The 11,669-nt window shown below is 70.7% G+C and carries 11 protein-coding genes; 5 read left to right on the forward strand and 6 right to left on the reverse strand.

Going from position 1 to position 11,669, the window contains the following annotated elements; genetic code table 11:
- Both NCC78_RS19200 and NCC78_RS19205 read right to left on the reverse strand, forming a co-directional pair.
- Positions 1–1,235: PEP/pyruvate-binding domain-containing protein (locus tag NCC78_RS19200; RefSeq protein ID WP_284706325.1), on the reverse strand; the 1,235-nt coding region annotated here is incomplete at its 3' end.
- A gap of 675 nt (positions 1,236–1,910) precedes the next feature.
- A complete protein-coding gene (locus NCC78_RS19205; RefSeq protein WP_250796051.1) occupies positions 1,911–2,426 on the reverse strand; it encodes a MarR family winged helix-turn-helix transcriptional regulator in 516 nt (171 codons plus the stop codon).
- Between NCC78_RS19205 and NCC78_RS19210 the strand changes: the two genes are divergently transcribed.
- Positions 2,404–3,210, forward strand: coding sequence for an SDR family NAD(P)-dependent oxidoreductase (locus NCC78_RS19210; protein ID WP_372495159.1), 807 nt, complete (start codon positions 2,404–2,406; stop codon positions 3,208–3,210). The genes NCC78_RS19205 and NCC78_RS19210 overlap by 23 nt on opposite strands.
- A gap of 159 nt (positions 3,211–3,369) precedes the next feature.
- Here NCC78_RS19210 and NCC78_RS19215 read toward each other — a convergent pair whose 3' ends face one another.
- The 3 genes from NCC78_RS19215 to NCC78_RS19225 form a co-directional block, all read right to left on the reverse strand.
- Positions 3,370–6,747, reverse strand: coding sequence for a 3-keto-alpha-glucoside-1,2-lyase-like domain-containing protein (locus tag NCC78_RS19215; protein WP_443677203.1), 3,378 nt, complete (start codon positions 6,745–6,747; stop codon positions 3,370–3,372).
- Positions 6,748–7,268: 521 nt separating this feature from the next.
- Positions 7,269–7,556 (reverse strand): DUF1905 domain-containing protein, encoded by a 288-nt coding sequence (locus tag NCC78_RS19220; RefSeq protein ID WP_250796055.1) that lies wholly within the window; start codon positions 7,554–7,556, stop codon positions 7,269–7,271.
- A gap of 60 nt (positions 7,557–7,616) precedes the next feature.
- Complete coding sequence (locus tag NCC78_RS19225) at positions 7,617–8,351, reverse strand: alpha/beta fold hydrolase (protein WP_250796056.1); 735 nt, start codon at positions 8,349–8,351, stop codon at positions 7,617–7,619.
- A 379-nt stretch (positions 8,352–8,730) separates the two neighbouring features.
- Between NCC78_RS19225 and NCC78_RS19230 the strand changes: the two genes are divergently transcribed.
- The 3 genes from NCC78_RS19230 to NCC78_RS19240 all read left to right on the forward strand — a co-directional run bounded on the left by NCC78_RS19230 (position 8,731) and on the right by NCC78_RS19240 (position 10,468).
- Positions 8,731–9,081: a discoidin domain-containing protein gene (locus tag NCC78_RS19230; protein WP_250796057.1), complete on the forward strand. Its 351-nt coding sequence runs from the start codon at positions 8,731–8,733 to the stop codon at positions 9,079–9,081.
- 43 nt (positions 9,082–9,124) lie between these two features.
- On the forward strand, positions 9,125–9,955 hold the full coding sequence (locus tag NCC78_RS19235) for an SAM-dependent methyltransferase (RefSeq protein WP_250796058.1): 831 nt from the start codon (positions 9,125–9,127) through the stop codon (positions 9,953–9,955).
- 189 nt (positions 9,956–10,144) lie between these two features.
- On the forward strand, positions 10,145–10,468 hold the full coding sequence (locus NCC78_RS19240; protein WP_250796059.1) for a nuclear transport factor 2 family protein: 324 nt from the start codon (positions 10,145–10,147) through the stop codon (positions 10,466–10,468).
- Positions 10,469–10,496: 28 nt separating this feature from the next.
- Here NCC78_RS19240 and NCC78_RS19245 read toward each other — a convergent pair whose 3' ends face one another.
- A complete protein-coding gene (locus NCC78_RS19245) occupies positions 10,497–11,273 on the reverse strand; it encodes an alpha/beta fold hydrolase (protein WP_250796060.1) in 777 nt (258 codons plus the stop codon).
- 68 nt (positions 11,274–11,341) lie between these two features.
- On the opposite strand from NCC78_RS19245, the gene NCC78_RS19250 reads away from it, so the two are divergent.
- Positions 11,342–11,669: AfsR/SARP family transcriptional regulator (locus NCC78_RS19250; RefSeq protein WP_250796061.1), on the forward strand; the 328-nt coding region annotated here is incomplete at its 3' end.

An 11,669-nucleotide genomic window follows, 5' to 3' on the forward strand; every position in this document is an offset into this window, starting at 1 on the left:
CCCTGCACGAAGCGCAGCCGCTCGGCGGCGGTCAGCGGCCCGTCCGGCGCGGCCGACCGCAGCTTCAGCCGCTCGATGGCGTCGAACATCCGGACCCGGGCCGCGTCCGGGCGGGCCAGCGCGCGCACGATCCCCCTCGCCGCGCGGGCGGCCGTCCGCGCCGACGAACCCGGGGTCGCGGCCCCACGCCCGGGCCTGCCGTCCACCGGGGCGAACCGCGGATCAGCCAGGACGTGCTGCATTACCGCCTGCGCGCGCGGGCCGAAGTCGACCGCCATCAGCTTGACCAGGCGCTTCCGGCTGGACCTGGTGCGCGCCAGGTCGGTCAGGTCGCCGTAGAGGCGGCCCCCGATGTCGACGATGTCGACCCTGATGCCGAACGACGCCAGCATCGCCGCCACCTGGGCCTTCAGCGTGGACATGCCCATCGGCGTGACCGGCCGCAGCATGCCCTGCACGTGGCCGAACTCCAGGTAGACGCGGGGGAGGGGCTTACCGGTGTCCGGCGGGAGGGGGAAGAGTGTGGTGATCGGACGTGACTGCAGCAACCACAGCGTGCCGTCCCGGTCGACCGCCCACTCCACGTCCTGCGGGCAACCGAAGTGGTCCTGGAGCCGCTCGCCCACGCGGCGCAGCTCTGCCAGCTGCGCCGGCGTCAGACAGCCCGCGCCCTGCTGAGCCGACCCGTCGAGGACGTAGTGGTCCACGACGGCGGCGCCGTCGACCACGGCCGTCCCGAGGCCCGGGGCGGCGTCGATCATCATCTCGGTGCGGCAGCCGGTCACCGGGTTCGCGGTGAACAGCACCCCCGCCACCTGCGGGTCGACCATCCGCTGCACGACGACGGCCATCCGCACCCCGTCCCCCTCGATGGCGTGGGCGTCGCGGTAGGCGACCGCGCGGGCGCTGTGCAGCGAGTCCCAGCACTTCTCGATCGCCGCGATCAGCTCGTCCGCCCCGGTGACGTCGAGAACGGTGTCCTGCTGCCCGGCGAAACTCGCGTCCGGCAGGTCCTCGGCGGTGGCGCTGGAGCGCACCGCGACCGGACCGGCGCCGAGCCGCTCGTAGGCTTCGACGATCTCCGCCCGCGGGACGACCCCGCTGCGGTGGGCCTCGGTGGTGACGCAGAACCCCTGCGGCACCCGTTCGCCCTGCCGGATCAGCTCACCCAGCCCGGCCGCCTTGCCGCCGACCTGCTCGACCAGGGTCGCCTCGGACAACGCGATCACCTGCATGGCGACCCCTTTCGCAATACGTCTGAATTGCATCCCACCGTACCCGCGTTGCAATGCGACTGCAATGCCATGTGGGGGTGACGACACCGGGCGCTGTCCGGATGGCCGGCGGGCAGCTCGCAGCCCACGGGCTGGCCGCCGGCATTCTGAACGTGTCGACGGCCGCGCTGTCGCGACCGGGGTGAATCTCCTACTCGTCGAGACTGGCCGCGCTGGCCGTCGCCGCCCCTGGGCTTCCGGAAGGCCGCGCGGGCAGGCGGTCGACGGAGTTGAGCTGCTGCGCGGTACGGGCGAACGCTCGGATGAGCTCGGTTTCGTTGCCGGTACGCCAGATGAATCCCCATCGGGCTGGCGCGGCGTCCCGGATGGGCACGTAGGCGATGTCCGGCCGTGCGTAGTAGCGGGCGGGACCTGGGCAACGCCCCCATGGCAGACGCCTTCACCCGCGCCGGCTACGTCAACTTCGAGCGCGCCCATCAACATGGCCTGGCACTGAACAGCGGGCACCGGGAAACGTACGCCGAGACATCCCGGCGGCTACCGGCGGTCACGATCCTGACCGGGTCAACGTCTCCCGGCGGGTGGCAGTCTGAGGATCAGGTCAGCATGCTCAGCGCGACATGAGCGGACGCTCCGCCCGCCTGCCGGACCGGCTCCGGCGGCGGTTGAGCATGCTCACGGCGACCGGCCGGTCGACTCCGAGCGGGTGGACAGGCTGGCGAGGAGTACGCGGAGCAGGTCGGTGAGCTGGTCGCGCTGGGTGCCGGTGAGTGCGTCGAGCAGGGTCTGCTCGTGGCGTAGGAGGTCATCGACGGTCCGGTCCAGTAGCCGGTTTCCCGCGTCGGTCAGGGTGACCAGGACGCTGCGGCCGTCCGGGCCGGCCTTGTCCCGGCGCACCAGGCCGTCCTGCTCGGCGCGGGCCACACGCTGGGAGATCGCGCCGGCGCTGACCAACGACAACGAGGCCAGCTCACCAGCGGGCAACTGGTAGGGCCGCCCGGCTCGCCGCAGGGTGCTGAGCAGGTCGAGGGTCGCGGCGTCGACACCGAGTCGAGTCAGCGTCCGGCGTCGCTCGTCATTGAGGATCTTGCCGATTCGCCAGACCCGGGTGATGACGCCGATGGACTCCACCGGCGTGCCGGGACGCTCCCGCGCCCAGGCCTGCTGGATGCGGTCGACGTCATCGTCCATGTCTATCTCCTCGTGCTACCGTCGGCCCCCGGATACCACTTTAGGCCTAAAGGAGATTGCCGTGCGGACTGTTGTCGTCACCGGGGGCGCGACGGGGATCGGGCATGCCGTGGCGCAGGCCTTCGCCGAGGCAGGCGACCGGGTGGTCATCACGGGTCGACGAGAGTCGCTCCTCACGGATGCCGCCGAACGGATCGGGGCCACTGCGGTGGCCTTCGACGCCGCCGACCCGACCTCGGTCGCCGCCGCGCTGCCCCTCCTGCCCACACGTGTCGACGTGCTGGTCAACAACGCGGGCGGAAACACGAACTTCGACCGGTCGGAAGCCGCCGACGACGATCTGGCCGCCGTCGCCGAGCGCTGGCGGGCGAACCTTGACGCCAATCTGATGTCCGCCGTGCTGGTCACCGCGGCACTGGCCTCCCGGTTCACCGACAACGCCCGAGTGGTGACCATCGGCTCCATCGCCGCCAGGCAGGGAGCCGGATCCTACGGTGCGGCCAAGGCCGCGGTCGAGGCGTGGACCGCATCGTTGGCCAGCCAACTGGGTCCCCGCGGCATCACCGCCAACGTCGTGGCTCCCGGTCTGATCGTCGCCACCGAATTCTTCCGCGGCCGGATGACCGATGAGGGAATCAGGCAGCGGGTCGCCGCCACCCGCAACGGACGGGCAGGCACCACCGACGATGTCGCAGCGACCGTGCTCTTTCTCGCCTCCCAGGCCGCCGGACACCTCACCGGGCAGGTCATCCACGTCAACGGCGGGGCCTACCTGGGCCGCTGATAACGCCCCCGGCGAGGGGTCCGTCAGACGAACGGCTTGACGTCGGTTGGTCGGCGCGACCCGCGTCCCGGACGTGCGGACGCGCCTGCGGCCCCCGGCGAGGTGCCGGGGGCCGCAGGTGCGCAGGGACGGATGAGGGGGGCCGTCCCTGCGCGGTATCTAGTTCAGTGGTTCGATCCAGATGTTGCGGTACCGGACGTTGGCGCCGGGATCGCCGTGGTCCTGGAGCCGGATCGGACCGTTGGCCGCACTCTCCGCCGCCCCACCGCCGGTCGGGCCGTTGATCGCGACGTCGTTGTGCACCACGGTGCCGTTCCACAGCATGGTCACCCGGGCGTTCTCGGTCTTGTTGCCGGCGCCGTCGAAGCGGGCCGCCCGGAACGTGATGTCGTAGGTCTGCCACGTCTCCGGCGCGGTCGCCGCGTTGCTGTCGGCCGCCTTCTTGCTGTAGATGGCACCCGCCTCGCTGTTGTCCAGCGTGGTGTCGCCGAACGAGTCGAGCACCTGGATCTCGTAGCGGTCCTGCAGGTACACGCCGCTGTTGCCGCGCGCCTGACCGGTCACCTCCGCCGGGTAGTTCGGCTCGTACCACTCCACGTGGAGCGTGAAGTCGCCGAAGCTCTGCTTGGTACGGATGTCACCGCCCAGCGCTTCCATGGAGCCGTTGGCCATCGGCCACGTCGCGGCACCGCCGCTCGTGGTCTGCCAGGCGGCCAGATCGTCGCCGTCGAAGAGCTGGATCCGGTTGCTGCCGGTGCCACCGCCGTTGACCACCCAGTGCTGGTTCGCGCCGCCGACGTACTCCCAGATGTGGATCTGGGTGCCGTCGGCGGTGCTGGCGCCCGCGGCGTCGAGGACCTTGCCCGACTGCGGGTTCAAAATCGACCCGTTGGACTGCGGCTGCCACGCCTGGGCGCCGCTGCCGTTGCACGTCCACAACTGCACCTTGGTGCCGTTGGTGGTGCCGCCGTTGTCGACGTCGAGGCACTTGCCCAGGGCCTGGAAGCTGTTGCCGACCCGGCTCCATTTCTGGGCGTTGGTGCCGTTGCAGGTCCAGAGCTGGATCTTCGTGCCGTCCGCGGTGCCGGAGTTGGCGACGTCCAGGCACTTGCCGCCGATACCGGTGATCGTGCCCGCCGCGCCGCCGTACACCTCGAACTCGTAGATGCGGGCGGCCGGGTCGGTGGTGCTGGTCGGCGCGGTGATGTTCAGGCGGACGTGGCGGGCCGCGACCGCGGTGATGTCGTGCGTCGTGGTACTCGCGGTGTTGCCCGTGACGGTCGTCCTGGTGGTCCAGTTCGTGCCGTCCGCGCTGGTCTGGATGGTGAAGTCCTTCGTGTTCCAGGCGGTGTTCTCGCCGCCGCCGCCGGCGTGCTTGACGACGAACTTGTTCACGTTCTGGCTGGCGCCGAGGTCGACCTGGAGGTACTTGTTGGTTCCGGTCGAGCACCACTTGTCGGCGTTGCCGCCGGAGACGCTTCCGTTGACGGCCTTGGCCGGGCCCTCGGTGGCAGCGCAGGAACTGTCGGCGGTGGCCGTTTTGTTGAGCGCCAGGTTGGTGCCGCCGGTCGGCGGCGGAGTGCTGCCGGGGATGGCGTTGAGGGTGTACCAGGCCTCGGTGCTCCACAGCGACTGGCCGCTCTCGGAGCTGAACGGGCGCGGCGAGCGGACATGGACGACGTGACCCGCCTTGCGGCCGGGGATGGCCATGGTGACCGTCTTCTTGTCCGCCGACACGGTCGCCGAGCTGACCGAGAGCGTCTCCTCGTCCAGCTTGGGACCGCCGTAGCCGGAGGTGGGCTGGTAGCGCCACTGCTTGACCTTGTAGCGCGCGGCGAGGTCCGCCGCGGTGTCCGCCGACAGCGGCTGGGTGTACTCCAGCTCGAAGCCTGCGGCGGTGGCCCGCATGGCCTTGATGTCGAAGGTGCTGGTGCTGTTCGGGGTCAGCTTCTGCAACCCGTACGACAGCTTGCCGGACTGTCCCCAGTTGCCGCCGGCGCCGAGGCCACCGACGTAGATCGCGCCGTCGGGACCGAGGTGAACCTCGGAGATGCCCGCTTCCAGGCCCTGGGTGAGCCGGAACAGGGCGCCCTGGTACTCCCCGTTGACCTTCTCCAGGAAGGCCCGCTGGATGCCGCCGTACGTGACGTCACCGATGAGCAGTTGCCCCGCGTAGGTGCCGGAGGGCACGAGCACGGGCGCGCTGGGGGAGTTGGCGATCTCGTTCTGCGGCATCCAGAGCACCGGCGGGGTCACCGGCTTGCCGTCGAACGGGCCGGCCGGGTTCATGTAGTGGTTGAAGAACCGGTCCTGCTTGATGTGCAGCAGCTTGGACGCCGGCAGCCAGCCACCCTGGTTGTCGGTGACGAAGATGCCCTTCTCCGGCCCCCACCCGATGCCGTGCGGGGTGCGCAGGCCGCCGGCGACGTAGGAGACCGCGCCGGTGTCCTTGTTCACCTTGATCGTGGTGCCGCGGTTGGGCGCCGGCTGCGGGTCGGTGGTGTTGCCGCCGTAGTTGATGGACACCGACAGGTTCACGTAGAAGTACCCGCTGTCGTAGAGCAGGCCGAAGGCGAACTCGTGGAAGTTGCCGCCGTAGGGCCAGGTGGCGACGGTCTGGAGCTGGTCGGCGACCTCGTCGCTGTTGGTGTCGACGAGGCGGGCCAGCCGCTGCTTCTCCGACACGTAGACCACGCCGTCGACGACCTTGAGCCCCATCGGCTCCTTGAGTCCGTCGGCGATCTTCTTCGTGGTCACGCTGCCCGGCCCGGTCGCGCCGGCGGTGTTGGCGAGGATGTGGACCTCACCGTCCTGAGAGGAGCCGGACTGGTCGCTGCCGCCCCAGGTGGAGATCACCAGGCGTCCGTCGGCGAGCCAGTCCATGCCGGTCACCTTCGGCTGGAAGCCGCTCGGCCGCAGGTTGGTCAGCGTGTAGCTTGGGTGCACGCCGGTGAGCGGCAGCCCGTCACCGGGGGAGTCGCTGACTCCCTCGCACTCCTTCTTGCCCGGGGCGGTCACCCGTACCACGCCGGCGTCGGTGCTCAGTGCCGAGTTGGGCACGACGGCGAAGGACGACGAGCCGGGGGTCTTCCACTCCAGGGTCAGCTGTTGACCGCCCTCGCGCTCGAAGTGGTCGATCCGCAGCGCGTGGGCGCCCGCGGTCAGGCTGACCGTGCCCTCCTTGGGCGTCGGGCCGTGCAGGCCGTCGTGGTTGACGACCACCGAGTTGTCGATCGACAGCTTGGAGCCGTCGTCGCTGGTCAGCCGGAAGGTGTAGCTGCCGGCCTGGGTGATATTGATGTTGCCGAGCACCTGCGCCAGGAAGTAGTTGTCGAACCCGAAGTCCGTGGTCGACGTCCAGTTGACGGTCGGCATCAGCTTGTCGATGTTCGGCGTCTGCCCCGACTTCAGGGTGCAGAGCTCGTTGAGCGGCACCTGCAGGTCGAAGACGCGCAGCGTGACGCCGGGTTCCTGGGCGGGGGCGGCGGCAGCCGGGGTGGCCCAGAAGCCCGCGGTGAGGATGAGTGCCAGTGACACCGGGACAAGACTGCGGAATCGGCGCAGCAGCCGTGTGTCCATCGTTCCTCCTGAGGGGGGTAGGAGTGTGTGACGGCTGGCCGCGGGCGGTTCGGGTTGCGCGACAGCCGTCCGTCCGGATCTCAGGTGGGGTCATCGACGCCGACGATTGACGCGCCTGAAACATCGGAACGATCGGAACGAAACATTAAGGGGCTTCGATGATCGAGTCCACATCTTTCAATGGATGAGGCAGTACTTCTGCCGCTTCGTGCAAAAGTTCGCCAGCACTTGTCCGCTTTCTGGACTTTCCGCGCAGCGCTCCGGGGCACGTCACGGAGTCGGTTGCGGCGGGGCTCTACCAGCGACATGCGGAGCGTGTGCAGCTGGAGCGACGCGGACAGCCGACGGCTACCGCGCGAGGTGGGAACGAGGAACTGGGGGTCGGCCCGGGCGTCCGGCCGCCGTACGGCGAGGTGGTGGCGTCGCGGGCCGAGCGCGGGGGCGCCGCCTGCGGCGAACTCGTCGACTCGGAGCGAGGGTCAGACGTCGACGGTCAGGCGGACCGTCACCACGTCGCCCACGTCGAGTCCCTCGGCCTTGCGTACCCACGCCTTGACCGGCACGAGGTACCGCCCGTCCTTCGGGAACAGCGACGTCTGCCACCCGGTCTCGCCGATCCGCGCCGCGACCGGGATCATGCCCCAGCCGTAGGTCACCACCGCCGACGCCGCCGCCAGCTCAGCGCACTCCTGCTCCGGGACGGTGACGAAGTGCCACGGCGCGGGGCCCTTCCAGAACCACATCTCGCCGGTGAACTCCAGGTTCATCGGCACAGGATAGGAGCGGAGCGTCCGGCGTGGACGCCCTCACCCGCCGGCGTCCGGGCCTCAGCGGGAGACGCCCTCGACGGCCTGCATGATCACGTCGGTGACGGCCTGCGGTTGGCTGACCATGATCACGTGGGAGCCCTCGATCTCGGTGATCGTCGCGCCGGCGCGCTGGGCCATCGACCGGAGGACGTCGCTGCCGGCGGCCTTGTCGCTCGCAGCGACGGCGGCCCAGGAGGGAAGCTTCTTCCACGCCGGGTTCGTGGTCGGTGTGGCGAAGGCCAGCGCGGAGACGGGACGCTGGGTGGCGGCCATGACGGCGGCGTCCTGCTTCGACACGTCGGCGGCGAAGGCGTCGTGGAACTTCGCCGGGTCGATGAGGAACTCGGTCTCGGTGCCCTGGGCGGTCGGGTACCGCACCTGGAGCAGCGCCGTGGTGAGGACGCTGTCCTTGGAGTCGCTCTCGATGCCCATCAGGGTCTCGCCCTCGTCGGGGGCGAAGGCGGCGACGTAGACGAGGCCGACGACGTTGTCGACCTGGGAGGCGGCGTTGGTGATCACCGCGCCGCCGTAGGAGTGGCCCACGGCGAGCACCGGCCCCTCGGTCTGCTGCAGAGCACTGGTGACGTAGGCGACGTCCTCGGTGAGCCCGCGCAGCGGGTTCGGCACCGCCTTCGCCGTGATGCCGGCGGCCATCAGACGCTCGATCACACCGTTCCACCCGGAACTGTCCGCGAAGGCGCCGTGGACCAGGACGACCGTGGGGGCGCTGGCGCGCGGGGAGGCGGTGGCCATGGTGGGTTCCCTTCATCGGAAGTAGCCGGCCGGCATCGGATTCACAACGTCCGGAACCGGTTGCCGTGCGACCCCGTGCCTGCGGGTGGGCGGGGTCGGCGACGTGCCTCCGGTGCGGGCACCGTCACGAGGCGGCTGCCCACCGGTACGGCATCGCCTCTGCTCACCGTAACCGCCGCCCGGTGGGCGACGGGCCCGAACCGGTGATCTCGGCCGCTCGCCGTTCGGGTCGGCCGCCGGCCCCGGGTTGACAGCGGACCCGGACATCGAAACACTTCACCGCATCGAGGTGCGGCGGCGCGCACCCACTTCCCATCGTGGAAAGGACCGCGCCGATGCGCCGACTTCTCGCCACCGTGACCGCCCGGGCAACGTGCTGGTGGGGGCGCATGCCGTGGACGGCGACCCGGCGACGCGGTGGGGCAGCGCGTACGCCGACCCGCAGTGGACCAGCGTCGACCTCGGCGTGGTGCGAGCGCTGACCCGCGTGCGGCTGCGCTGGAAGGTGGCCTACGCCCGCGCCTACCGGGTCGAGACCTCGACCGACGGCGCGTCGTGGACGACGGTGTGGTCGACGACCACCGGTGACGGCGGGGTCGACGAGCTGACGCTCTCCGGGGCGACGGGCCGGCACCTGCGGATCGACGGCACGCAACGGGGGCCAACTGGGGCTACTCGCTGTGGAAGTTGCAGGTCTGGTGACCACCGACGGGTTCCGGCCCGCCAGTGATCGACTACAGTGGACCAAAGCCCGTCCCCCGTGGAGGTCTGTGATGGTTGTGGAGCGCACCGTGCCGGGTGGCGCGGACCGGATCGACACGTCGGTGCCGCATCCCGCCCGTCGGTACAACTACTGGCTGGGGGGCAAGGACAACTTCCAGGCCGACCGGGAGTCGGGCGACGCCATCGCGGCGGCCTTCCCGTCGGTGCGTACCGGTGCCCTGGAGAATCGGCGGTTCCTCAAGCGGGTCGTCTCCCACCTGGTCCGCGACGCCGGCATCGACCAGTTCCTGGACATCGGCACGGGAATCCCGAGCGCGGACAACACCCACGAGGTGGCCCAGGGCATCGATCCGGCCGTGCGGGTGGTGTACGTCGACAACGACCCGATCGTGCTGGCCCACGCCCGGGCACTGCTCAACAGCGCCGCCGAGGGTGCGACGGCCTACCTCGACGCCGATCTGCGGGAACCGGAGAAGATCCTGTCCCACCCGGACCTGCTGAACACCATCGACCTGGCCCGCCCGGTCGGCCTGATGCTGGTGGCCGTAATGCACTTCGTCCGCGACGACGAGGACCCCTACGGGGTGGTCCGCCGGCTGGTCGAGGCCCTGCCCTCGGGCAGCTACGTGGCGATGTCGCACGTCACGTCGGACTACCTCCCGCCAGAGCAGGCCCGCCAGGCGCGGAGCAGCCAGTCGTTCGGTCCGCACGGGGTGATGGCGTTCCGGACGCGGGATGAGGTCCGCCGCTTCTTCGACGGGCTGGAGATCGTCGAACCCGGGATCGTCTCGGTCGCCGAGTGGCGCGCGGAGCAGGAGTCGGGCCCCCGGCCCACGGCCGCCGAGGCCGGGGTCCACTGCGCCGTCGCCCGCAAGCCCTGACCTTCGCCGCTCGTCGGCACGCTGGCGACGATCGGTGGCGTTCTCCCGATACCGGGGTAGCCGTCGGACTCGTCGTGCAGGATCAGCAGGGTCCACCACTCGCCGACCACGCCGAGGCGCGCCGACGGCGGGCGCTCGCGCGGCGCGCCCCGACGGGCGGACTCGTCAGCTGCTCCACGGGAGGGCGTCGTGACCAGCACACCGGAGATCATCCGCCGCTACTTCGAGCTGGCGGTCGGGTCGGACCCGGAGGCGTACCTCGCCCTCTTCGCCGCCGACGCCGTCGTCGAGGACGAGGAGAGGGAGCATCGGGGCATCGAGGCGATCCGCGCCTGGCGCGAGGCGACGCCGGCGGTCTCCTACGAGATCACCGACGTCCAGCAGACTGCGGAGGGCACCGTGGTGACCGTCACCATCAGCGGTGACTTCCCCGGCAGCCCGTTCGCCGGCCTCAAGCACCGTTTCATCGAGTACGACGACCGCCACATCCGCCGGTTGCGCATCGCGCCCTGAGGACTTACCCGGGGGCGGGCCGGGACCGTCAGGCGTCGAGGAACTCGTCGACCATGGGGACCAGCCACTCCGCCCGGTGCGGGACCGTCGTGTGGGTCGTGCCGGGCAGGATCGCCAGCCGGCACGCCGGCAGCCCGGTCAGGTCGCCGGCCACCCCGCCGCCGAGCAGCCGGAACATCTCCACGGCATGCTCCGGCCGGATGATGTCGGAGTCGGCGAGCACGATCATGACCGGGGCCGCGAGGGCCCGGATCGCCGACGCCGGCCACTGCGGCAGGTCACCGTCGAGGCGTTTCACCTTCTCCACCAGGGCCGGCCAGCCGCCCGGGTCGACCGCGGTGCGCAGGTACTCCTCGTGGAACTCGGAGCCGTGCAGGTGCTCGGGCCGCAGGTCCTGGATGCCGTCGAGCAGGCCCGGGTGCATGCCCCCGTCATGGAAGCTCACCGAGGCCAGCACGAGTCGGCCGATCCGCGGCGCGTGGTCGGTGCCGAGACGCAGGGCCACCGCCGCGCCCATGCTCCAGCCGAACACGTCCGCGGTCGGAATGCCCAGATGGTCCAGGAGGGCCACGACGTCCGCGGCGAGCTGCTCGACCGTGAGCGGGCGGTCCGCGTCCGGGGTGCGGCCGTGGGCCTGGAGTTCGACCGCGATGACGCGGCGGGTCTTCGCCAGCAGCGGCAGGATCGTGCCGAAGGAGGTGCCGATGCCGGAGAGGGCCCCGTGGATCAGCACGACCGGCCGGCCCGCGCCGGCGCCGTGCGACTCGTAGTAGAGGGACAGGCGGTTGACGGGTGCGTAGGTCATGGGGACACCGTGCGCCGGTGTGCTTACGGGTCTCTTCCGGTGCGCTTACCGCTTGTAGGGTGGCGCCCATGCGTTTCGGCGTGCTCGGGCCGCTGGCCGTCACCACCGACACCGGCGACCCCGTCACCGTGCCGGGCGTCAAGGTCCGCGCGCTCCTCGCCGACCTGGTCGCCAACCGCAACCACGTCGTCTCCGCGGACCGGTTGATCGACGACCTGTGGGGCGACGACCCGCCCGCCAACGCCGCCGGTGCGCTCCAGGTCCGCGTCTCGCAGCTGCGCAAGGCACTCAACGACGCCGAGCCGGGGGCGCGGGACCTGGTCGAGTCGCGACCACCGGGGTACGTGCTGCGGACCGACGCCGTCGACGCGGACCGGTTCGCCGAACTCGCCGCCG

It is taken from the genome of Micromonospora phytophila (assembly GCF_023656545.1).
Classification (GTDB): domain Bacteria; phylum Actinomycetota; class Actinomycetes; order Mycobacteriales; family Micromonosporaceae; genus Micromonospora; species Micromonospora phytophila.